Origin of the sequence: Pseudomonas sp. MH9.2 (assembly GCF_034353875.1) — a bacterium.
In the GTDB taxonomy this organism is placed as follows: domain Bacteria; phylum Pseudomonadota; class Gammaproteobacteria; order Pseudomonadales; family Pseudomonadaceae; genus Aquipseudomonas.
Genome location: NZ_CP133784.1, coordinates 4974452 through 4997145 on the forward strand (window position 1 = coordinate 4974452; position 22694 = coordinate 4997145).

Here is a 22694-nt window from a genome sequence, read left to right on the forward strand (position 1 = left end):
AATTCCTTGGCTATTCGAGATCTTTTTTCATCTGTTGATATTCCTCGCGGTTGATCTCTCCACGGGCATAACGCCGGTCGAGAAGTTCTCGCGCGCTTTCTTCTCTTTTTTCGTGTGTTTTATGGCCGCCGCACATGGGCAAACAGCCGCTCCGGAAGAGGAAGATCAGCATCACGATGAGAAAGATCAGTGGAAATATCCACATCCACGGAAACATGCCCCACGGTTCATAGTTCCACATAATTACGCTACCTCCTTGGTTTTTACCGCCGCCGAATTGTGTCTACCTGGGCGGCTACGCTGTTTGACCTCGCTTGTGACCATCGCATGGTGTGTGTCCAGCCACCGTTTCAAGTCCTGCAGGATGCGCAACAGTTCAGTGTAGGCGAGGCAGTAATAGATGAACGTCCCGCGACGCTCGGCACGGACGAAGCCAGCTTCACGCAACACACGCAAGTGGAACGAGAAGTTGGTTTGTCCCAAGCCCGTTGCATTTACAACGCTATCGTCAGGATCACTTGTTCATGGGCATTGCCATCATGCTCGACTGCTGATCCATCATTTTCATCATCATATTCATCATGCCCGTGCCGTCTTTGTTGCCGGACATGCCCATGCCATTACAGTTTTTCTGCATCATGCCCAGGCTGTCTTTCATCGTCTTCATGTTTTCCTGCATGGCGGCTTGACGCTCGGCAGGGGTTTTGGCGGCCGCTGCTTTGTCATGAGCAGCCTGCATTTTTTGCATTTGCGCAGTCATGGCTTTGTTCTGCATGGGCATTTCGCTTGTTTGAGCTGCCGTGGTCGACGACGACTCTGGCTGTGGTTCATCGGCGGCCGAGGCCATGAGTGGGCTGCTGACGAGAAGGGCAGCGAGGATCAGTTTCAATGACGTATGCATGGCAATCTCCAAAGGGTAAGGGCAACACAGGTAATACAAAGCCGCGCCAGAGTGGCGCAGCCAAGAAGTGCGGCCGGAATTCGGCGCGCAGAAGGTCGGTCTAAATGTTGAAGCGGACGAAAATCAGGCGAGCGGGCGGTCTGGCGGGCGCAGGGTGCCGCAATGCAAGAAAGGCAAAAGCAGAAGGGGTGGCGGGGTAAAAAATCAGCAGCGCAGGGATCAGTAACAGGAACGTCCAAATGGACAGGTCAGACAGTTGAAGATGCGGCGAGGGACTCACGGCAATCGCCGCATCGGCGCAGTGTTGGATACAGCCAAGGGTGTGGGCGTCGTGGCTATCGTCATCTTGCGCGGTGTTGAGCGAGACATGGGTTGTCGCGGGAGTGTGGCTTGGCTGTGTCAGGCATCCCTGGGTCGCGGCCATACCAAACGCTAACACCCACAGCACGATGGCGAGGCGTATGAACACTGGTTGGTGGTGGCGAAACCAGAACATGCAGCGTCTCCAACACTGATTGACGGGTGCTAATCTTTTAAAAATATCAGCACCTCGGAGCGCCGCGATTGATCCACATCAACGCATGCAACCGGATGTCGGTTCTTGTGGTGTGGCCAAATCGTAAGGTCAACGTCGACCTTTCGAGTTTTTACCCTTCTTTGCCGTTCCTTGCTATCAGTTTTTTGGGCGCAACTCTTTCATCGTCCATGTGTATTAAGGGGGCATTGAGTGCAAAGTGGTCACAGTGACGTGTTAATCAGCTGTTGAGTGAGCCTCCTGGGCGGAGTCACTCACCGCGCGGCCATGTGCTGCGGTCAAGACCGTTTGTAGGCGTTGGCCACGCCATGGCCACCCTTGAGGGTGGCAAGCGCGACAACAGTTTTACTGTTGTGCGGATAGACAACTGAAACCTGATTATCCGGCTCAGAGCGACGTCCGCTCGTCGATTTCTTACCTGGCCTCGTTGGCTTCTATCCCGAGTACAGGAACTGCTTGCCATATAATATATAAGATAATATATTGTTGTTATCTTAACTGAATACTGTGTCATGACTACCACCAAAGACGCTCTCAATATCCCGCAGCTGCGCGCGAATGCCGATGCTGCTGGTCAGCTACTCAAGGCTCTTGCCAACCCAGATCGACTGCTTCTGCTCTGTCAGTTATCGCAGGGAGAGCGCAACGTCAGCGACTTGGAGGCTTTGCTTGGCATCCAGCAACCGACGCTGTCTCAGCAACTCGCAGTATTGCGTCGGGAAGGTCTAGTGGAGACGCGTCGCGATGGCAAGCAGATCTACTACCGTATCAACAGCCCGGCAGCACTTGCCGTGATCAATACCCTTTACCAACTATTTTGTGCGGGAGACGCGACATGAGCATCGACTGGCTTAACTTCACTCCCTGGTCAGCCCTGTCCGGGGGTGCGTTGATCGGGCTGGCGGCCAGTGTGTTTGTTCTCGCCAATGGCCGTATTACTGGAATCAGTGGATTGCTCGGCAGCGTACTCCAATGGGGTAGTGATGGCTGGGGAGAGAAAGCGTTGTTTCTACTTGGCCTGTTGTTGGCGCCCTTGCTCTGGACGCTGTTTGCTGCCTTCCCGACGATCCAGTTCCAGACGGGCTGGGTTGGTTTGGTGCTGGCCGGTCTTCTAGTAGGTGTCGGCACCCGCTATGGCTCCGGTTGTACCAGTGGCCATGGCGTGTGCGGTATATCGCGCTTATCCCCGCGCTCCATCGCTGCAACGTTGTGTTTTATGTCTACGGGATTTGCCACGGTGTATGTCGTTCGTCATGTGTTGGGAGTCTGAGCATGGTCAAATTAACTGCTTTTTTTGCCGGGTTGATCTTCGGGCTTGGCCTGCTACTGGGTGGCATGGCGAACCCCGCCAAAGTGCTAGGCTTTCTTGACTTGGCGGGTGCTTGGGATCCCTCTCTGGGGCTTGTCATGGCTGGCGCTATCGCAGTGGCGATCCTGCCGTTCAATTGGGCCCGCAAACAGAAGCAATCCTTGCTTGGATCACCCATGCAGCTACCCGTCAAACGTGAACTGGACTCTCGACTCATTGTAGGCAGTCTTTTATTCGGTGTTGGCTGGGGCATCGCAGGCATCTGCCCTGGGCCGGCGGTGGCGATTTTGCTCACCGGACACTGGCAAATCATCGTGTTTGTGCTGGCCATGCTGGCCGGTATGTTGCTGTTCTCTGTGCTCGAAAACCGTCGAACGGATAGATAAGGAAATAGCCATGAAAGCAAATGTTGGAACCATCGACCGCATTCTGCGCGTTGTCGCAGGCGTAATTCTGATCGGTCTGAGCCTGGCTGGGGTCATTGGCTGGTGGGGCTGGCTTGGTGTTGTGCCATTGGCTACCGGCATCTTTCGCTTCTGTCCGGGCTATTCGCTTATTGGGGTCAATACCTGCAAGCGTTCTTAGCTCAGGGCTGTTACGGCGCTTGGGGACTGAGCGGTTATTAACGTTCTTGGCGAGCCCCATATTTAGTTAAACACGCTTCGGCGGGAAAATGCCAAGCGTGGACTTTGACTGGGTCAGGTGAGTGTAGGCGTTAGCCCTGTTTCAAGTTGTAACCTTCCAGCGGCAGAGGTCGCTAATGGATTGACTCAGCCGGTTGAGTTTCCTCGAATGACTCGGGGCACGATAGTTCGAACGACCGAGTTGCCCTAAGGCTTCTCAGGCTCTATTCACCCTTCAAAGGAATATCGCGGACATGACTATGAAAACTATTAGCGCCCATGGCACCCTCGGTTCAGGCTTTGCAGTCGAGGTGACTTGCGGTGAGCATCACGTCATCATGGATCAGCCCAAGCATGCGGCTGGACAGGATACCGGGCCTACTCCGCTGGAACTGATTCTCGCCGCGATTGCCGGATGCTTTGGCACCATTGGCCGCTTTCTTGCCCATCAGCGCAAAATTGAACTGCGCGGCATGCGCTTTGAAATTCAGGCTGATTACGACCCTGCCGGATTACTCGGGCGGGATCTTTCTGTTCGACCAGGATTTCAGGCCTTGCGAGTGTTGGTAGAGATTGATGCCGATCTAAGCCTTGAAGAAAAGCAGGCGTTTTTGCAAGAAGTAGAGCGTCGCTGCCCACTGGCTGATAATTTGACCCATGGCACTCAGCTATACAGTCAACTCGTAGATCGCGAATCGCCACAGACTTTGTAGGCGTGCACTACACCTCCCTGTTCCGCAAAGACAGCTCAGAGGAATCACTATGCAATCCAAGGAGCACTGGGAAAACGTCTACACGACCAAAGCCGCTGATGAGGTGAGTTGGTTTCAAGAGCATGCCGCACTCTCGCTCAAGTTCATTCGAGAGGCGGGTGTACCGCTTACAGCTTTGATCATTGATGTTGGCGGCGGCGCATCAACACTGGTTGATGATCTCTTGGCTAACGGTTATGAAAACGTCACGGTTCTTGACCTTTCCGGAAAAGCTCTTGCTACGGCAAAAGCCAGGCTCGGCACGCTAGCTTCGAAGGTACAGTGGCTAGAAGCGAATATCATCGAAACCAAGCTTGATTCGAACGCCTACGACGTGTGGCATGACAGGGCCGTATTTCATTTTTTAACCACTGCAGAAGAGCGGCATGCGTATGTCCAAGCTGTGCTTAGGGCGGTTAAACCAGGCGGTCTGGTCATCGTGGCAACCTTTGCAGAGGATGGGCCAAGCAAGTGCAGTGGCTTGTCTGTCATGCGTTACGATGCCAATGAGCTTCATGCTGAATTCGGTGAGCCGTTTATCATGCTTGGACATGAAAAAGAGTCTCACCATACGCCAGGGGGCAATGAGCAGAAGTTTGTTTACTGTTTTTGTCGCAAGGTCATCTGAGTCGTGAATCGCCCTTGCTCGCACTAGGTGGCGGATTCAACGGGTGTTAACTGAGCTGGAAACTCTTCGACGCGCTTTTCAAAGCGTCCAAAATGCAACGCCAAAGTTGGTAACACCAAGAGGTTGAGAGCTGTTGAGGTCACTAATCCTCCCAAGATAACGATAGCCATAGGCCCTTCAATTTCATTGCCGGCAGCGCCACTGGCGAGCGCCAAAGGTAGCAGTCCCAACGCGGTCACCACGGCTGTCATCAGAATCGGTACAAGTCGCTCGGCGGCACCCCTTCGAGCTGTTTCCGGGCCCCATGTCATGCCTTCTTCATTCACCAGGTGTGAGTAATGGGAGATGAGCATGATGGAGTTGCGCAGCGTGATACCAAACAGGGTGACAAACCCGACCAGTGTTCCCAATGACAAGTTTCCACCGCATACCAACACAGTCAATACACCGCCTACCAAGGCAAAGGGCAGGTTCACGAGGACTAAGACCAACGCACGCATGCTTTTGAGGGCGAGGAACAGAAGCAGCATGATCCCAATGATGGCAACCGCTGTGTAAACCAGTAAGTCCTGTTGCGATTGCACACGTGCTTGTTCCTCTCCAGCAAACAAGACGTAGGTTCCCTTGGGTAAAGTGACCTCCTTGTTAATTCGCCGTTGAGCCTCCTGAACGAAGTCACTCACCGCACGGCCATGTACTGCGGTCGAGACTGTTTGCAGGCGTTGACCACCGCTGTGCATGATTTGGTAACGGCTGGTGGTTTGAGTGATCACGGCCAGTTGATTGAGCGGCACCGTGGTTCCGGTTTTGTTGCGTAGCAGCAGTGAACCGACAGCCGCGATGCTGTGGTGGGTTGCGGGACTCAACGAGACGGTGACGTCATACGTCTGGTTGCCCTGATAGATCTGGTTGGCGGTCACTCCGTCGTAGGCCACCTGGATCGCCTCCATCACATCAACCGGCTCGAACCCCCAGTGTGTCAATTGCTCAGGCCGCAGCCTGATGGTTAATTGCGGCACATGCTGGGCGGACTCGACTCTCAAGCCGATGGTGCCGGGGATTCGACCGATCACCTGTGCAATTTCCTGGGCTTTGCTGTCCAGCACATCCAGGTCAGGGCCAAAGACATTGATAACGACCGGCGCGGTGACGCCGGAGATGCTTTCGTCCACCCGCTCAGTCACGAACGTGTTCACCGACGTCGTTAGCCCCGGGAAGCTGGCCAGCACGTGTTGAATACGCGCTACGGCCTGGGTTTCCTCTGCGGCGGACAAGCTATTTAAATCCACTTCGAACTCACTGACATGGACGCCAGTCGGGTCGACTACTTCACTGGCTCGCCCTGCGCGTTGCGCTACCAGCCGCACGCCGGAGACTGTACTCAGCTCCTGCGCTACACGGTCGCCCACGCGCATGGACTCGGTCAAAGAGGAGCCTGGGGCCAACGCCATATGGATGAGGTAATGCCCCTCCTTCAATTCCGGTATGAAGTTACCGCCAAAGAACGGGAGCGCGCTGGCCGCCACGGTGCAGAGAATGACGATCATCCAGACGATTGAACGAGAGTGCGACTCGATGCTGGCGAGTAGTTTCAGATAACGAGCCTTCAGTCGCTGCACCAGCTTGGGCTCTTCCGATTGAAGTGGCTTGGTGGTCAACAACATAAACGCCAGCGCTGGCGTGACCGTCAGGGCCACCACAAGGGACGCCAAAATCGCCAGGATATAGGCGAGCCCCAAGGGCGCGAACAGTTCCCCGGCAATCCCTGACAGTGCCAGAACAGGCAGGAAAATCAGTGCAACAACCAAGGTGGCATACACCACTGCACTACGGACTTCGAACGAGGCGCGCAATACCACCAAGGCCGGTGAGATGGGATGCTCCAGCGCTTGATTTTGGCGCAGCCGACGGAAGATGTTCTCCACGTCGACCACGGCATCGTCCACGACCTCTCCCAGGGCAATGGCCAAGCCGCCCAAGGTCATGGTGTTGAGACTTACGCCGAAGTGATGGAGCACGATCACCGCCGTTAACAGGGAAAGCGGAATCGCCGTAGCCGAGATGATCGCAGTGCGGATATTGAGCAAGAACAGAAACAGCACCAGGACAACCAGCACACTGCCCAGCAGCAGTGCCGTTTGCAGGTGACCCATCGCGGTTTCAATAAATTTGGCGGGGCGGAAGATGTCCGGATGCAGACTCACTTGTTCCGCTTCGAGCGCTGGTTTCAAGCTGTTCAGGGCGCTTTCCACACTACTGGAAACGCTCATCATGTCGGCGCCGTATTGGCTTTCCACCATCAGCGACACCGCTGGCTTACCCTCGATTGCCGCCGCACCGACTGCGGGAGCTGGCCCATAGGTCACCGTGGCGACATCGCCCAAGCGTACGGCGATACCACTCTGGTAGTTGAGCACTGTTTGCGCCAACTGCTCCGGTGTAGCGGTTTGCCCCTCGGTATTCAAGACGATGCGCTGGTTAGCGGTCTCCAGAAAACCTGCGCCTCTAACCCCCGTTGCACGCTGGGCAGCGCTCAATACGTCTTGCAGAGCGAAACCGTATTGCACCAGCTTTTTGGGATCTGCCTGAATCTGAAACTGCTTTAGATCACCGCCGAATACGATTACGTCTGCCACGCCTGGCACGCGTAATAATTGCGGTTTGATCGTCCACTCCGCCAGTGTGCGCATCTCCATCAGCGAGCGGGTGTCAGAGGTAATACCTGCGACCAGAGTGACGCTGGTCGATGACGTTAATGGCAATAGCGCAGGTGTTTTGACCCCGTGCGGGAGAATACCGGTGAGCGTACTGAGTCGCTCCGCAGCCAGTTGTCTGGCTCGGTATAGGTCAGCCCCATCCTTGAAGGTCAGCGTCACCATTGACAGCCCCGGCAACGATTTGGATCGCATGCTCGCAAGTCCCAGGGTGCCACCCATGGCATTTTCGACCGGCTGGGTAACAAGCATTTCAACCTGCTCGGACGATAACCCTGGAGCTTCGGTCTGAATCACCGCCAGCGGTGGAGCGAACTCGGGGAAAACATCTTGCCGGGCCTGAGTCAGGGTATAGATGCCATAACCTGCCAGCAGACACGCGAGGGCGATAACCACCCCTCGGAAGCGCACAGCGAAGCGGATAATTGAATTCAACATGATGTATTCGCTGCCGTCTGGTTAGTCGTCACATTCGGGGTCTTTGCAAGCCGATGCGGTGATGGGCGGACGCTGCTCTTCGGACAACAGCAGTTGCGCACCACGTACCACGACACGATCACCGGACTCAAACCCTGTGTTGACCAGGTACCCATTGTTGTAGGGGGTTTGGTCTGCGACAGGACGGCGGGTAAACCGGTCTTTGGCAATTTGCACATACGCCCACGGCTGCCCGCCAAACCATAGGATGGCCGCCTCAGGTATGACGAGACTGGTGCTGGTGGGTGTGGGTAATGGCAAATAGGCAACTACTTTGCTACCGACAGGAAGGGTAGCCGCCGCTCGGTAAAGGTAGGCACGGCCTTCTGTCGAAGCATCGACTTGAGGTGAGACCGAAATCAGGTGCGCCGTTTCCCGATGATGTTCGCTGGACTCAATCGTGATCTGTTCAGGCGCGGCCAAATCAACGCCGAGGGGGAGGGCAACGCGCAACAGCATGTCTTCGCGGTTCAACAGCCTACGCAATAGAGGGGCATCTTGCGCTCCGATCATGCCGGCCAAGGGCGCACCAAACTGTTGGAGCGCGCTATTGCGTACCGACTGCAGGTTGGCACTCGCGGCTTGCAGCTTGGTCTTGTCGGTACTCCATGTGACTTGCGAGGCTTGCAGCACCTTCAAGGCCACGCTCTGGTTGGCCTTGAACAGCGCGGCGTTGCGCTCATATTCCTGGCTAGAAGCCGAAGCGGCAGACTGTGCCGCTGAAGAGTCTGCTTGAGCCATCGCGTAACGAGTGCTCAGATCATTCAGCCCTTGCACATCGAGCACACTGCCGTAAGCAAGATGTTCCACTTGATGCCTGGACGCAGTGATCGATTCACTCTGAATTCCACTGATTGTCTGGGTCGTTTCATCCAGCGTGACGATGGTCAAACCTCCTTCGGTGGTGACCCGTGTTGGACGGGGGGCGACCGAAGTTGTAAGCACAGCCTGCATGGCTTGATAAGAAAAAAAGCCTAAAGGGCCTAATCCGACGACGGCTACCACCGCCAAGGTGATCAGTGGGATTTTGCTACGAAAGGGTGTGTTCATTTTCGAATGACCGCCTCGGTTGACTGGGCGTGCAATGGGATTCCATCGAGCGGTTGCTGGATGGCATTTTCAAGTTGGGTGATGGCTTGCTGGACTTGAACCACTGCATCCACGTGGGTCAGTGCATCGACATTCACAGCACGGCGTGAGCGTGATAGCGCCAGTCGGTCTATCGCGCCCAAGTCAAAAGAACGTTGGTCGGATTGAAAGGCGGCTGTTCGAGTCGCATCCTGAGTTTCGATGAGCGCCAGGTTCTGCGTGGCCATGCGATAGTGTTGTAGAGCGCTGTCGGTCTGATTGATCGCTTGGTCTTGAAGTGCTTCGACGTGAACGGCGGCTTCCTTACGATGCGCTTCGGCCTCCGCGATAGGCCCTTCATTGCGGTTGAACAGGGGGAGGGTGATGCCTGCCGGTGTAACGCTGTACTTGTTCACCCCTTGGTCGAATGAGTATCCAAGCCCGAGTGACAGGTTCGGATATTGCCGTGCAACTTCCAATTGGAGAGCGGCTTGGGTCGCTTCGTACTCGGCGAGGGCACCCAGGATGTCAGTGCGGTTCAGAACGGTTTGACGACGGGCAGCGCTATCAGGGATCTGCGGGGTCAGGCTCTCGAATTCACTCAGGTCTAGCTTGATGGATTCAAGAGCCCTGAGAGGAATACCAATGGTTTGAGCGATCAGTGCTTTGGCGTCCAGCATCAGCTTTTCGCTATTAGCCAAGTCACTACGATCACGCTCCAGAATGAACTGCTCCTGGCTCAACTCGAACGTAGAGGTCGACCCCAACGAAAGCTGTGTCTCCAGCATGGTGACTATGTTCTGCTGGGTTTCGACCTGGCGCTCGATAATCGCGTGGTGCTGGCTGGCGGCGTAAAGGTCGAGCAACGCGCTGCGGAGACGACTCCTTATCTGCCAAGCGGTTTGACCGATATTGAGACGGGCAGCGTCTGAGAGTTGTTGCGCTTGTGCCACTCGAAACCCACGTTTACCGGCAGTCTCAATTGGGATGTCGAGGGCCAGTCCGTACGTCCAAGGTTTTATCGGCTGATCGGCGTATTGCAGTGGCAACGACAAGGACGGATTGGGTCGTTGATTCGCCGTTTCTGTCGCCGCTTCACCGCTAGTAAATTTGGCGCGTACCGCGTCCAGATCGGGACTGTAGTAATAGGCCGCTAGAGTTAATTTGCTCAGCCCCCAGGCGCTAGTGGTTTTGGGGAGGCTCGCTGTTATGAAGCGCTGAAGCTCTGGGTTAGTCAGAGAGCGCTCTTCATAAGCAGCCATCATTTTCTGAGGTGCCAGGGGTTGTGGTTGATAACTCGCACAGCCGGTAAGCAGCGTCATCACGATGAAAAGGTAGGGTTTGCGCATTAGAATTTTCTTTGAGGACAAAATGGTAGAGCACGATGAACTTCGTGAATAAAGCACGCATCTCCTCCTACAGCTGAGCGTTACGTCGAGCGGTTTCTGGAAAAACTCGTTGATATAGACACTCAAGAGCGTCGAGAAAACGCTCGTCGAGATGCCTCCAGCTCAGCACCTGTGGTACCAACCACGCGCTTATCAACGAGATCAGCAGCGACCCGGCAATATCGAATGGGAAATGCACGCCTAAATAGATACGCGCCCAGCCAACCGACATACCCAGCAGCAGCATCAACACGCCAAGTTCGCGTAGCGATGCCAGCATCAGAGCCATGGCAAACGTGAACATCACAGTGGCGTGATCGCTGGGGAAAGAGGACTCCGGGGTGTGTGCCAGGAGCTTTTGTCCTAGCCCCAGCATGAAGGGTCGTGGATGGAACCAAAGGCTACTGATCAGCAGATTGCACCCAAGCGCGAACACGATGCTGAGCGTGGCGGTTACCGCAGCGGCTCGATGCTGGCGTGTCCCCCGCAGCCACAATCCGATCAGCAACAGTGGTACGCCGGTGATGAGCCACTGCGCCAGAAAAGTCGCAAATAGCTGCATTTCCGCCGAGGAGTGCACGCTGGCGTTGATAGCCAAAAACAGGGTGCGATTGAACTCTTCCATGGGAGACCCGTTCAGGAGGCTAGGAAGCACCACGTTGTGATCGCGGTGCGATTGATACGCACCATAGTGGTTGTTTCCTTAAATCCACCTTAAGGCTGAATCTAAGAGTCGCATCAATCAAAAAATACCCGAGCGAACTCAGTCCGGAGTCCGCAACACTTTGTAGTGGTCAACTAATCCCGGACACGACGTTAAGTTTTTCCTCGGCCTGAGCTGGCGCCAGCCCACCGTTGAACTGATGCGGCCGAATCCAGTTGTACCGATGTATCAAAAAATGGCTGATATCGCGCTGTGCTTCCTGCGCAGTTCTATAGCCTAAGGTCGGTATCCATTCAGTTTTCAAACTCCGGAACACCCGCTCCATCGGCGCATTGTCCCAGCAATTTCCCCGGCGACTCATGCTCTGACGTATGCGGTATCGCCACAACCGCTGGCGAAATAAGCGGCTTGCATATTGCGACCCTTGGTCGGTGTGGAACAGCAGATCCGAAGGCCTGCCACGCTGCTCGTAGGCCATATCCAGGGCCCGGATCACGAGTTCGGCGTCCGGCTTTTCCGACAGTGCCCAGCCCACTATCCGGCGCGTGCAGAGATCCAGAACGACAGCCAAGTAGTGCCACTTTCCTTGTGCCCAAATATAGGTGATGTCACCGCACCAGACCTGATTAGGAGCTGGCACATCAAACTCACGGTTCAAGGTATTCGGGATATCGAGTCTTTCTACTGTCGCTCGTTTATAGGCATGTGAGCCGGGTTGTTTACTGACTAAATCAAGCTCGCGCATCAAACTGCGCACTTTGAATCGACCGAGTTGCTCACCATCTTCACGCATCAGTGACAGGATGCTGCGACTGCCCGCAGCGCTGCGACTTTGCGAGAACAGCTCACTGACCCGGCTACGCAACCGAAGCCGTTCAACATCGGGAGTGCGGCGCCGCAGGCGCTGGGCGTAGTAGCACGAGCGGGTGACTTCAAACACCTTACACAGCCAATCAACCGGCTCATGGGCACTCAACTGATCAATCAGCGCAAACGCTCGTGATCTTCCGACATCAAGAGCGCGGTAGCCTTTTTTAGTATGGATTTTTCTCGCTCAAGCCGAGCGATCCGGGCTTCCAGTTCCTGAATTTTCTGCTGCTCTGGGGTCAGCGCCTTGCTCTGCGGAGTGACGCCTTGGTGCTCTTTCTGAACCTGGTCAACCCAGCGGCGCAGCGCTGACTCACCAATGCCGAGTGAGCGGCTGGCTTCGATGTAGCTGTAGTTTTGCTTGAGCACGAGGTCAGCAGCCTCGCGTTTGAATTCAGCAGTAAAGGAGCGGCGTTGTTTGGTCATCTGACACCTCGATCTGGCGAGCATTCTCGCCTAAATGGGTGTCCGGTTTCATTAGACCACTACACTTCAACTTCTGAATGGCCATTCCTGAGCCTCGCTCCAGCGTATTTCGCTGAAAAAAACGTAGCCTCGAAGCCTGAAATCCTTCTGCTAATCTGACTGAACTGTCTTTAGCCTGGAATCGAATCGGATGTCATTCGTAGACTTGTTCGTCGCCCAAATCCTGTCCTTGGAAGTAGGGCTGTTCCATGCACATGCTCGAATGGAAGCCAGAACGGACAGTGAAGCCTTGCATGATCTGCGAATCAATCTGCGGCGTATCAGAAGCCTGTTGAGGCCATTACGCAAGATAGAGGGCATTGCGCCACTAAATGATGCTGCTGCCGAGGTGGGGAGGCTGACGACTCCTGCGCGGGATCTTGAGGTGCTGATCGAAGAACTCGAGGTACAAGGGGCTATAAAACAGGCGAATATCCGAAAGGCGATTTTGCAGGCCAGCTACAATCACATCGTCAGAAGCCGGGAGATCAAACAGCTCTTTTCACAACTGGATGAGTGGCCATCAGCCTTCCGTAACGCCGAGCGGGCGGACGAATTAAGCGGAGTTCAGAAAAGGATCCGTCAACATTTGGATAGACAGGTCGAATGTCTGAAAGTCGCGTTGGCGGATGCGCAGTTTGATCGCCACCAGTTAAGGATCCTGGTCAAGCGTACGCGCTATCTGGTCGATACCTTTCCTCAGAGTTCTCCTTTGTCCTCGGAGGCCGCAGCTTCGCTCAAAACCGTGCAGTCGGCCCTTGGCTCCTGGCACGACCATTTCCAGTGGTGCCTCAAAGCCAAACAGGAAAAGGATCTACAACCTCTTGCCGATGCCTGGCAGGCATCAGCCGACGCCGCGCTTTTGAAAGCAGAGGATCACTTGGAACAGCTTTTACGTCTGCTTGCGAAGAAATAGTGATTGAAAAAATGCCTTTACCGACGTAATGCAATGTCGCTTATGAAGTGCTCACCGGCAGTGATGCTAGCAATTCATCACAGCTTACCGGCAGGTAATGGGGCGCATCGAGTCGCGCTTGCGGTCGCTCGACAAAGGCTACGGCTTCCTCCTGACTGCGAAAACCCACAGCACAGGTGCCCAACCTTACCTCCCAGCCGGCTTTTCCCTGTACCTGTTCTATCTCAACTTTCATCCGTAAAGTCCTCAGCGAAAATGACACGAGGTGTTAATGATAGCCTTTTCGTATGTTGTTTAAAAAACCTCTTGACAGCTCTATTTAGAGGCTTTCCGGCTTATTGCATCGCTAATGCCATGCGGCTTGCATGGTAACACCTCAACCTGCGCGACCTTTTCGTACGGATCCCGGAACTTCATGAATGGCTTTCTAGCGCTTGAAGAGACTTTCATGATGAGTTTTAGCACGCCCTGAACTCCCAAGAGCTTTACTGATGATCAGTACAGAGATTATCCGTTGTCGGTAATTCTGCTTTGTTAGCCAGCTTGTGTTTGCTGGCGATGGCATACACATGTGTTCCCCGTGAAAGCGTCAGGCCAAAGCAGTTTTCCTGGTTGCTAATCATCATCCTGCTGCTGAGTGGTTCCTGGCATATGATGCAAAATCACAGTCAGGACTCTTTCCGTTACTCGCCCCAGCCATATGAGTCGTCCCAGATCGCCTACGCACCATAGTGGCCGCCTCCTTAAGTCCACCTTAAGTCCACCTTAAGGGTGACGTTGGTAGTCTTGTTGTCCTTGCAATCCTGAGAAACCTTGTTCTGAGGTGTTTGATTCAAGGGGTCAGGGTGTGCTTGGGCTGAGTGCTGAGAGGCCGAGCGAATTCAGAATTATCTGTGTCTTGTACGCCATATGCGCATAGTCAAGGGGGCGACACACCGCATGGCACTCCAGCGAAGCGCTGGCTTATGTGAGGGGAGAGATCAGGCGATGCGAATATTACTTGCAGAAGATGACCCGATGATCGGCAGCGGCTTGCAAAAAGGCTTGCGCCAGGAAGGGTACATAGTGGATTGGGTCACGGACGGCAAGGCCGCTGTCCTCGCATTGGAAACTACCCCGTATGCGTTACTGCTACTCGACTTGGGACTTCCGCGCCAAGATGGAATGGATGTTCTCAAGGTACTGCGTAAACACGATGAGCGCTTGCCGGTAATCATAATCACCGCCCGCGATTCGCTACCAGATCGAGTTGCTGGCCTTGATCACGGCGCTGACGATTACCTGGTTAAACCGTTCGCCATCGAGGAACTGGTTGCACGCATCCGTGCCGTCAGCCGCCGTCAATCAGGCCGTGTGCAGACCGAGCTTCGAGGCGGCCCCCTGCGACTTGATCCTGTACGACACCTGCTGTGGTTACGCAACGAGCCTGTCAGCCTGTCGGCCAAAGAATATGCGTTGCTGCACGAGCTGATGAAGGAGCCGGATACGGTGATATCCCGCGAGCAGCTAGAGGATCGCCTGTACGGTTGGGGAGACGAGGTCGGTAGCAATGCAGTGGAGGTTCATATCCATAATCTTCGTAAAAAGCTTGGGGCCGAGGTAATCCGTACTGTCCGAGGTGTCGGATATCAAATTGGAGAGGACGCATGAGTTCGCTCCGTCGACGTCTGCTGTTATGGCTGCTGCCAGCCACTTTTCTGGCTGGGCTGCTGGCAAGTATCGGCACCTATTGGGGGGCTGTCCTTGAATTGGATGATCTGCTCAACGACCAAATGCGTTACCTCGCAGAACACATCAATGTGGATCCTGGTGAGCATGTGGTACTGACGGATACTGGCAGGAAACCCAGTCCACTCAGTGATGATAATGCGGACGAAGTACTGCTTCAGGTTTGGAGCGCAGGAGCCTTGAGTTTTACGACTGACCCCGCACTCACGCTGCCGCCGCCGCAGCAAACAGGCCTCAGTGATGTTCGGGTCGGAGATCAAATCTGGCACACGTTTATGAGCCAGCGCGGCGACAAGTTTATCCGGGTGGCTCAAGCAGAAAATAAACGCTGGGAAGAGCTCGCCGGTTTAGCCGTGCACCTACTATGGCCAGTGGTGTCACTGATCCCCTTGCTAGCCCTGTTTTTGTGGTTTGGTATCACCTATGGGCTAAAGCCATTGCGGGCAGTGGCGACAGAACTGTCTGAGCGTAACGTGAATAGCTTGCAGCCTATCGCTTCGAAAGGGTTGCCTGGCGAAGTGAAGCCCTTGGTCGATGCTCTCAACGATCTGCTGGAACGCCTGGCAAATGCCTTCGCCATGCAAAAGCACTTCATCGCTGATGCCGCGCATGAGTTACGCACCCCGGTAGCAGCGCTCTGCATCCAGGTTGAATTGGCGCAACGTGCCACTCAGGAAGTAGACAGGCAGGTATCACTTTCTGAGGTGCAGTCGGGTGTCATGCGCCTTACTCACCTGACACAACAGTTGTTGACCTTGGCTCGCCTGGAGCCTGACGCGCAGTCGCCAGTCATGCAAAGCGTTGAGTTATCCGCTCTCTGCAAATCGGTGATCACTGATCAGGTTCGTAGGGCTGAAGCCTCTGGTATTGATCTCGGGCTGACCGAGCATGCCGCATCCAGCATTTTTGGGGATCCCGAAACGCTGCGAATCCTGCTCAATAACCTGGTCGACAACGCCATTCGCTACGCAGGTGCCCAGGCAAAGATTGACGTGGCAGTACGCGATACCGACCAAGGGGTCGTGCTTGAGGTCTGCGACAATGGCCCAGGAATAAGTGCAGCGGAGCGTGAGCGAGTGCTTGAGCGATTCTACCGAGGCAACAATCAAACGGGCTCTGGCAGCGGGCTGGGGCTTGCAATTGTTAAAACGATTGCGGAGCAACACGGAGCTCAGGTCGTACTCGATGCTGCACCAAATGGCTTGGGGCTGCGGGTTCAGGTTATTTTTCCGTTTCAAACGGAAAAATACGCAGGGTAGAAAGCTCTCTAAAAGGCTCGGTGCGAAAACAATAAGTGTTCCGCAAATACATATAGCTGATTTTTCCAAGAGGCCGTCAGGAGGTTTTTTGCGCATTGAAATCGGAGATAAGATGCCCTCACGTTTTCCTGCACCCACATCGCGGTGACCAACGCCGTCGTGAAGACGAGGGGAACTCTGAGGATGGCTCTGCTCAGTTCCGTATCGACAAGACCAGCTCCTATCCCTGGTAAAGCACATTTCCTACCGCTCTGCTAACAGGAAACCATTTGAACTCTTCGCGGAGCCGGCAGCATTCTTTGATTATTTGCGTCGCACGCGGCGCGGGCGAATCAGGATCCAGCCATTCGTTGGCGATACGAAGATGTTCAATCCCGAAGATGTGAAGTACGCCAATGGCGTATTGGCGGAGTTACCGTATCCAACAGACTATGTGCGTTTGATGACAAAGGCTGCGGTTAAAGCTGTGGATCGGGTGTGCTGACCGGCTTCAAGTACAGCAAAGCTGAGGTGCTCCTGCTCAACCCATGCCAGAAAGGTGAATACATATATGATGTCTTTTCGATCCATCAAGCAGTATTTACAGAAAAATAATATCGATCCCCTATCCAGACCGGATCATCAATCTGCACGTGGCGGAGAAAACCCAGGTCAGCAGCGATGTGCTCCGCGTGCAACTTCAGTCCGTGCGGCCGATGCTTCTGCGAATTTGTGCCTGGCAAGTATCTCGAGTTGTGGCAGCCTGATTCACCGATCATGTCGCGTGGTATTCGATTGCTAATACGCCTCAAGGCGATAGCAACGTGGAACGACACATCCGGCGCGTCGAGGTTGGTCGCTTAACTATTTAGCTATTTAAGGATATGTATGTGCGTCACAAGGGTGTTGCAATCATGGTGCGGCAGTACTGGGGTACTAAAGTCAGAATTTCAAATTAATCGATAAAGTTTCGAAATGAAATTGGAATGATTCGTCCCTTTGTAAAAAGTGCTCAACCACAAGGAAATCCCCGATTTATTTAGGTTTTGTGGTTTCACGTCTTAGTGAGAAGCAATAACGAGGCAGGTACCGCTTTAAGCCATGTAACGTTACAGTATTGCGTTGGACTTGGGTTATGCCTCTCACTCGATCTTCACGTGTATGTGAGGGTAAGAAGTAGGATGTCGCTCAACCGAGTAGCTATAGGAGATCCGGATTGGCAAAAGACTCTACTGTATGGAGTAGTGTTTTTTGGACGGCTGGTCAGTATTGTAAGTGCTCAGATTGAGCTGGTGAGTTGGGATGTGGCGGTTCGTCGGTATATTTTGTAAATTAGCTGGGAGGCTGCAATTTTTCATGTTAATGAGCTAGCAATTAGTTAAACTTCGACAATCCGATAGCAAATCAAAAAAGGACAATCGATGACTATCCACGTTCTTCCATTGCAAGATCAAGCGGCCCCGGAAGGCATCTGTTTCGGGTGCGGAAGCGCACACCCAAGCGGTCTCCACATAAAAAGCCACTGGGATGCCGACGGAGTTCATGTTGTGTGCAAACACACTCCGGCCCCTGAATTTACTGGCTGGCCAGAGTTGGTTTACGGTGGTTTCATTGCAATGTTAGTAGACTGCCACTCGAACTGGACTGCGATGGCCTATCACTATCGTGCGGAAGGGCGGGAGCCTGGAGCATTACCTCGCATTGATTGCGTGACTGGGCAGTTGAACCTCACCTACCGTAAGCCTACACCGATGGGTGTCGAGCTCACCTTGAAGGCATGGGTTGAAGGAGAGGTAGGGCGCAAGTCACGGATTATTTGCGAGGTTTGGGCAGGTGATGTTTTGACGGTAATCGGCGACTCTGTCTTTGTCAGGGTCAGCACTGAGAAACTAAGGGCCGAAGCACAAGCGGTAATCTGAGTCGCCGTACGAGAAGCCGTAGGTGCGGTGTGAGTAGGTGGCGGATTTGCAATCCGTCACCTACTCGATCAGCTAAATAGCTTTTACAAACAAGGCGACTGCAACCACGCCGGACACAATGGCAAACCCTCTTTGTAAATGAGGCCCCGAGAGCTTGGCGGCGACCAGACGTCCGCTGATCATGCCTACTAATGCGCCAATGGAAAACGGAAAAGCAATTGCCCACTGCAAGTGTCCAGCCGCCGCGCTTGCGGCAACTCCGGAGATTGAAACCAGTGCAATAACGGCTAGAGACGTTGCCAGGACTGACTGTGCTGTCAAATCGGTATATCGCTGGAGCGCCGGCACCATGACAAAGCCGCCGCCGACACCCAGCAAGCCAGAAAGTCCACCCGCGACAATGCCAGAAACTGTGAGCGCCCACGCACAAGGAGCCGTCCAGTTTAGCTTGCCTCGGCTCGCGTCCAATAGGCAGGGCGGAGGCTTGTTCTTGACGTCTGTCTTTGACTCGGCGGAAGCAGGCAATGATCGTTGAAACACTCGAAATGCAACGTACATCAGCACAAAAGCAAAGATGATCGTCAGCGGGCGGTTAGGTGTGCGTTGTGCCAGCCAAAGGCCAAATGGGGAACACACGATCCCCGCTCCAGCGATCAAGAGCGCCGCTTTATAACGTACGGTGCCGTTTTTTAACCCCATCACAGCGCCCAAGGTTGCCGCTAATCCAACAGCAAGCAAACCAATAGGCCCGGCTTCGGCCATGCTCAATCCAACGCCAAAAACGAGTAACGGAACGGCGAGTATTCCTCCGCCAGCGCCAGTGAGAGCCAGAATCACGCCAACAGTAAACCCGAGCAGCAAGACTATGATCATCTCTCCCTCCTTGCTTTCAAGTCTGACTTCATGAGTCCGCCAGCTCTGGTTTTGCCAACCATTCATGGCCCTTCAGCATGCCCTTCCAATACAGCGGCGGAAGGATCCGCTCTTTGAGCAGCCATGCCAGTCGTGATGGACGGGTGCCTTCAATTAGCCAGGATGGAAAGCTTGGCGCTAGCTTGCCGCCATAGGTGAACTCAGCCAGCACGATCTTGCCGCGCTCCACCGTCAGCGGGCAGGAGCCGTAACCGTCGTAATGGGCGCTGCCTTTTGCTTTGCCCATGGCAGCCAGCACATTATGGGCAACGACCGGAGCCTGCTTGCGCGCTGCTGCTGCGGTTTTGGCATTGCTGGAGTTGGCAGCGTCACCTAACGCATGAATATTTGCCCAGGTCTTGTGGCGCAGGGTCGCGGGGTCGACGTCGATCCAGCCAGCCGCATCAGCGAGGGGGCTGACCCGGATAAAATCCGGCGCAATTTGTGGCGGTACCACATGCAACAAATCAAAGTTGCGAGTGACAAGTTGCGTGCTGCCCTCTGCGCTTACACAGCTGAATGTTGCTGTTCGGGCAGGCCCATCGACGCTGGTTAGCGTGTTGCCGAAATTCAGGTCGATACCATAAGCGGTGATGTACTCCATCAGCGCTGGCACGTAGTCGGGAACTCCGAACAGTACTGCGCCAGCGCTGCAAAACTCGATCTTGAATTTTTCCAGCACGCCAGTACGCTTCCAGTGATCGGCTGATAGGTACATCGCCTTTTGTGGCGCGCCTGCACATTTAATCGGCATAGGTGGTTGCGTGAAAATGGCCCGGCCACCCCGTAATTTCTGCACCATCTCCCATGTGTAAGGGGCGAGGTGATACAGATAGTTCGACGTCACACCGTTGCGGCCTAGCGTGTCGGACAGGCCCTCAATTGCATGCCAATTGAGTTTAAGACCAGGACAGACCACGAGTTGTTCGTACTTAACGACTCTGCATCCATCAAGAATCACGGCATTTCGCTCAGGTTCAAACGCGGCTACGGCAGATTTGATCCAATGCACGCCGCGCGGGATGGTCGATCCCATGGTGTGGGCTGTTTTGGCCGCGTCGAAGACACCGCTGCCGACAAGAGTCCAGCCAGGCTGGTAATAATGCACATCTGCTGGGTCGATAATGGCAATGTCGAGTTCAGGATCTCGTGCCAATAGGCTGGATGCGGTCGCGATACCCGCCGCGCCGCCGCCAATAATGACAACTGCATGCGAAGCCTCGGCAACTTCAACAGGAGTGCGCCCCTGGTTCGCGATCCGACGAATGACACCTTTCATATCGAATCCAGCTTTTTTTGCTGTATCGACGATCTGCGGCAGGGGCTGCTGACCCGCTTGTGACAGTGCCCACATCGTTGTCGAACGCATGCCGGAGCGGCAATACGCCAACACTGGTTTCGGAAGGGATTCAAGTAGCTTGCCGAAGGCAACACCTTGCTCGTCAGTGACCTTGCCCGATTCAGCAGGGAGGTAGTGCGCCTCGATACCCATCGCTTGCGCTGCGCGCTGGATCTCGGCAAACAAAGGCTGATCAACGCCCTCGCCATCTGGACGGTTACAAACTATGGCGCGAAAACCGGCGTCTTTCAGTTCTGCCAACTGATTGGGCAAAATCTGCTCCGATACCGACAGTCCTGGCACGAGGTGGCGAATGTACATAGGTGTCTCCGTTAAAAATATTTTTGTTATGGGTATTTTTGCGGGCGACGTCAGGCGACGTTGAGCGGGATTTTCAGATAGCGTGTGCCGTTTGCTTCGGGCTCAGGAAAATGTCCAGCCCGCATGTTTACCTGAACCGATGGCAGGATTAGCGTCGGCATTTCCATTGATGCATCACGCTTGGTGCGCATCGCTACAAACTCCTCCTCACTGATACCCTTACGGACATGAACGTTGTGCGCGCGCTGGTCAGCAACGGTGCTGATGAATTGCACTTCACGACCACCAGGTTGATAGTCGTGACACATGTACAGCAAAGTATTGGCCGGCAGACTCAGCACTTTGTTAATTGACTGGAACAGCGTGCGAGCATCACCACCGGGGAAGTCACAACGTGCGGTACCGTAGTCGGGCATGAACAGGGTATCGCCGACGAAAGCTGCCGTTTCCTCACCATCGCTAACCACATAGGTCATGCAAGCTGGCGTGTGGCCCGGGGTATGCAGCGTTCGGCATTGCAACGTGCCAATGGCGAACGACTCATCATTCGTGAACAGGTGATCGAACTGACTACCGTCACGGGCCATGTCGCTACCTGCATTGAACAAAGCGCCGAAGACCTCCTGCACGGTCGCTATCTGGCTACCGATGCCTATTTTCCCGCCGAGACTTTCCTTCAGGTACGGCGCTGCCGTCAGATGATCCGCATGGACATGGGTTTCAAGTATCCAGTCGACCTTCGCGTTGAGTTCGGCCACTCTCGCAATTAACTTGTCGGCAGACGTCGTGGCGGTGTGGCCTGATTTCGGATCGTAATCAAGTACGCTGTCTACCAAGGCGCAGTGGCGGGTGGCTAGATCTAGCACAAGATAGCTGACGGTACTGGTAGCAGGATCGAAGAAACCTTCAACGTGAAGTTTTGCGGTCATGGTCTGTCTCCTTAGGGGGACTCTTACCGAGTCGCTTGCACCAAGGGTTGGTACAGGCAATAAAGATACCAACTAAAATCTCTGCTTAAAATAAATTTATCTAATTGATTTTGTTAGGTTATTTATTTTTTTGATGGGCTGGTTTCGTATTCAAAAGCAAGAAGGCACTGCCATTGGCAGTGTTTGTTGGCAGAGGTGGCAGTGCCACAGCAGTTGCCCGATCTCACTGGCTCGCTGCTTCGGCAGTCCGTCGCGAACGAGCTCATGGAGTTTGGTACAGCGTGCCGGTAATCCCACGTTTGTCCGAACATTTCCAAGGATGGGCGACCCAGAGTCGTCGTCTTATATGACCTTCATTGGAATGCGTACTCGCTCGCGTCGCCCACCTTCAGTTGGGCTCTGGCCTGCAAAAGCCCAAGGATAAAGTCATATGACAGCTCAGGGTTTTGCTCTGCAATACGGCCTAGGGTGGCCCAGTGCTCAATTTGCTTGGGGGTTGAACGATGTGCGGCTGAAGCATAAAAACGAGCAATTTCAATCAAGGCACTGTCGAGCTTGATGCTAGTACTGGGCATAGTCGGCTCCATTCAAACGTCTTGAGAAAGTCACAGTGGCTGGTAGTCGCAGCGCTTACTTGGCAAGTCTTGAAATATCGGGGCGCAAGCTAATCCTGCATGTCAAATCGATCGCCGGTGGGTTTGACGCGTGGGTTAGTGTAGGAAAGCCGATCGTAGACCCGCCTTTACCAACCTTCGAGTAACGCCTTAGGTTTTATGGACGATCCAAGAAGACTCTGGGTCAGAGGATGCAATGGCACGTCTGGCTTGAAGGTGGATCGTCCATTGAAGGGAGAAGGGCGCAATGCCTTCAGCGGGCAGGCGCGCTGACAAAACGCTGTATTTATCGCTGCGTTGCCAAGCATTGGCCTGTCGAACTGGCGGAGTAACAGGATCTTTCCAGTATCAACGGTAGACGCTAAAAAGCGGCGGAGGTGAGTGATG

General features: G+C 54.3%; 24 protein-coding genes and 1 pseudogene. 11 read left to right on the forward strand and 14 right to left on the reverse strand.

The window, feature by feature from the left end; all coding sequences use genetic code 11:
- Positions 1-10: 10 nt before the first annotated feature.
- The 4 genes from RHM55_RS22905 to RHM55_RS22920 all read right to left on the reverse strand — a co-directional run bounded on the left by RHM55_RS22905 (position 11) and on the right by RHM55_RS22920 (position 1397).
- Positions 11-241 (reverse strand): SHOCT domain-containing protein, encoded by a 231-nt coding sequence (locus RHM55_RS22905; RefSeq protein WP_322178460.1) that lies wholly within the window; start codon positions 239-241, stop codon positions 11-13.
- Positions 242-243: 2 nt separating this feature from the next.
- Positions 244-483, reverse strand: a complete 240-nt coding sequence (locus RHM55_RS22910; protein WP_322178461.1) for a hypothetical protein — start codon at positions 481-483, stop codon at positions 244-246.
- A 31-nt stretch (positions 484-514) separates the two neighbouring features.
- Complete coding sequence (locus RHM55_RS22915; RefSeq protein ID WP_322178462.1) at positions 515-901, reverse strand: hypothetical protein; 387 nt, start codon at positions 899-901, stop codon at positions 515-517.
- A gap of 100 nt (positions 902-1001) precedes the next feature.
- Positions 1002-1397, reverse strand: coding sequence for a hypothetical protein (locus RHM55_RS22920; protein WP_322178463.1), 396 nt, complete (start codon positions 1395-1397; stop codon positions 1002-1004).
- 551 nt (positions 1398-1948) lie between these two features.
- Here RHM55_RS22920 and RHM55_RS22925 point away from each other — a divergent pair.
- The 6 genes from RHM55_RS22925 (at position 1949) to RHM55_RS22950 (ending at position 4748) form a co-directional block, all read left to right on the forward strand.
- Positions 1949-2275 carry a metalloregulator ArsR/SmtB family transcription factor gene (locus RHM55_RS22925; RefSeq protein ID WP_322178464.1) on the forward strand — a complete coding sequence of 109 codons (327 nt, stop codon included), beginning with the start codon at positions 1949-1951 and terminating at the stop codon, positions 2273-2275.
- Complete coding sequence (locus tag RHM55_RS22930; protein WP_322178465.1) at positions 2272-2706, forward strand: YeeE/YedE family protein; 435 nt, start codon at positions 2272-2274, stop codon at positions 2704-2706. The genes RHM55_RS22925 and RHM55_RS22930 overlap by 4 nt, the downstream gene beginning before the upstream one ends.
- 2 nt (positions 2707-2708) lie before the next feature.
- A complete protein-coding gene (locus RHM55_RS22935) occupies positions 2709-3131 on the forward strand; it encodes a DUF6691 family protein (protein WP_322178466.1) in 423 nt (140 codons plus the stop codon).
- A gap of 10 nt (positions 3132-3141) precedes the next feature.
- Positions 3142-3330, forward strand: coding sequence for a DUF2892 domain-containing protein (locus RHM55_RS22940; RefSeq protein ID WP_322178467.1), 189 nt, complete (start codon positions 3142-3144; stop codon positions 3328-3330).
- A gap of 292 nt (positions 3331-3622) precedes the next feature.
- Entirely contained in the window at positions 3623-4081 is a 459-nt protein-coding gene (locus tag RHM55_RS22945; protein ID WP_322178468.1) for an OsmC family protein, read from the forward strand.
- Between the two features lie 49 nt (positions 4082-4130).
- Complete coding sequence (locus RHM55_RS22950; protein ID WP_322178469.1) at positions 4131-4748, forward strand: class I SAM-dependent methyltransferase; 618 nt, start codon at positions 4131-4133, stop codon at positions 4746-4748.
- Positions 4749-4771: 23 nt separating this feature from the next.
- Here the strand turns inward: RHM55_RS22950 and RHM55_RS22955 are convergent, their stop codons facing one another.
- The 5 genes from RHM55_RS22955 to RHM55_RS22975 form a co-directional block, all read right to left on the reverse strand.
- A complete protein-coding gene (locus RHM55_RS22955; RefSeq protein ID WP_322178470.1) occupies positions 4772-7900 on the reverse strand; it encodes an efflux RND transporter permease subunit in 3129 nt (1042 codons plus the stop codon).
- 21 nt (positions 7901-7921) lie between these two features.
- The gene (locus RHM55_RS22960; RefSeq protein WP_322178471.1) at positions 7922-8989 is read right to left on the reverse strand and encodes an efflux RND transporter periplasmic adaptor subunit; all 1068 of its coding nucleotides are present in this window, start codon (positions 8987-8989) and stop codon (positions 7922-7924) included.
- On the reverse strand, positions 8986-10356 hold the full coding sequence (locus RHM55_RS22965) for a TolC family protein (RefSeq protein WP_322178472.1): 1371 nt from the start codon (positions 10354-10356) through the stop codon (positions 8986-8988). Before RHM55_RS22965 ends, RHM55_RS22960 begins: the two co-directional genes overlap by 4 nt.
- 67 nt (positions 10357-10423) lie before the next feature.
- Complete coding sequence (locus RHM55_RS22970) at positions 10424-11020, reverse strand: undecaprenyl-diphosphatase (protein ID WP_322178473.1); 597 nt, start codon at positions 11018-11020, stop codon at positions 10424-10426.
- A 169-nt stretch (positions 11021-11189) separates the two neighbouring features.
- Positions 11190-12352 (reverse strand): IS3 family transposase gene (locus RHM55_RS22975; RefSeq protein WP_322178474.1). Its coding sequence is split into 2 segments (ribosomal slippage): positions 11190-12097 and positions 12097-12352, totalling 1164 coding nucleotides; the frame shifts between segments, so codons are not numbered across the junction.
- Between the two features lie 190 nt (positions 12353-12542).
- Between RHM55_RS22975 and RHM55_RS22980 the strand changes: the two genes are divergently transcribed.
- Positions 12543-13307 (forward strand): CHAD domain-containing protein, encoded by a 765-nt coding sequence (locus tag RHM55_RS22980; RefSeq protein WP_322178475.1) that lies wholly within the window; start codon positions 12543-12545, stop codon positions 13305-13307.
- Between the two features lie 40 nt (positions 13308-13347).
- On the opposite strand, the gene RHM55_RS22985 is transcribed toward RHM55_RS22980, so the two are convergent.
- Entirely contained in the window at positions 13348-13542 is a 195-nt protein-coding gene (locus RHM55_RS22985) for a hypothetical protein (protein WP_322178476.1), read from the reverse strand.
- Positions 13543-14294: 752 nt separating this feature from the next.
- On the opposite strand from RHM55_RS22985, the gene RHM55_RS22990 reads away from it, so the two are divergent.
- The 4 genes and pseudogenes from RHM55_RS22990 (at position 14295) to RHM55_RS23005 (ending at position 18192) form a co-directional block, all read left to right on the forward strand.
- The gene (locus RHM55_RS22990) at positions 14295-14957 is read left to right on the forward strand and encodes a response regulator (protein WP_322178477.1); all 663 of its coding nucleotides are present in this window, start codon (positions 14295-14297) and stop codon (positions 14955-14957) included.
- A gap of 98 nt (positions 14958-15055) precedes the next feature.
- Entirely contained in the window at positions 15056-16294 is a 1239-nt protein-coding gene (locus RHM55_RS22995; protein WP_322178478.1) for an ATP-binding protein, read from the forward strand.
- A gap of 358 nt (positions 16295-16652) precedes the next feature.
- Positions 16653-16867: pseudogene (locus RHM55_RS23000) on the forward strand (DNA polymerase V subunit UmuC); the annotation flags it as partial.
- An 827-nt stretch (positions 16868-17694) separates the two neighbouring features.
- A complete protein-coding gene (locus RHM55_RS23005; protein WP_322178479.1) occupies positions 17695-18192 on the forward strand; it encodes a PaaI family thioesterase in 498 nt (165 codons plus the stop codon).
- A gap of 72 nt (positions 18193-18264) precedes the next feature.
- On the opposite strand, the gene RHM55_RS23010 is transcribed toward RHM55_RS23005, so the two are convergent.
- The 4 genes from RHM55_RS23010 to RHM55_RS23025 all read right to left on the reverse strand — a co-directional run bounded on the left by RHM55_RS23010 (position 18265) and on the right by RHM55_RS23025 (position 22268).
- Positions 18265-19065 (reverse strand): sulfite exporter TauE/SafE family protein, encoded by an 801-nt coding sequence (locus RHM55_RS23010; protein WP_322178480.1) that lies wholly within the window; start codon positions 19063-19065, stop codon positions 18265-18267.
- 28 nt (positions 19066-19093) lie between these two features.
- Positions 19094-20764: a TIGR01244 family sulfur transferase gene (locus RHM55_RS23015; protein WP_322178481.1), complete on the reverse strand. Its 1671-nt coding sequence runs from the start codon at positions 20762-20764 to the stop codon at positions 19094-19096.
- Positions 20765-20814: 50 nt separating this feature from the next.
- Positions 20815-21693 (reverse strand): MBL fold metallo-hydrolase, encoded by an 879-nt coding sequence (locus tag RHM55_RS23020; protein ID WP_322178482.1) that lies wholly within the window; start codon positions 21691-21693, stop codon positions 20815-20817.
- 353 nt (positions 21694-22046) lie between these two features.
- Complete coding sequence (locus RHM55_RS23025) at positions 22047-22268, reverse strand: TA system antitoxin ParD family protein (RefSeq protein WP_322178483.1); 222 nt, start codon at positions 22266-22268, stop codon at positions 22047-22049.
- Positions 22269-22694: the final 426 nt, after the last annotated feature.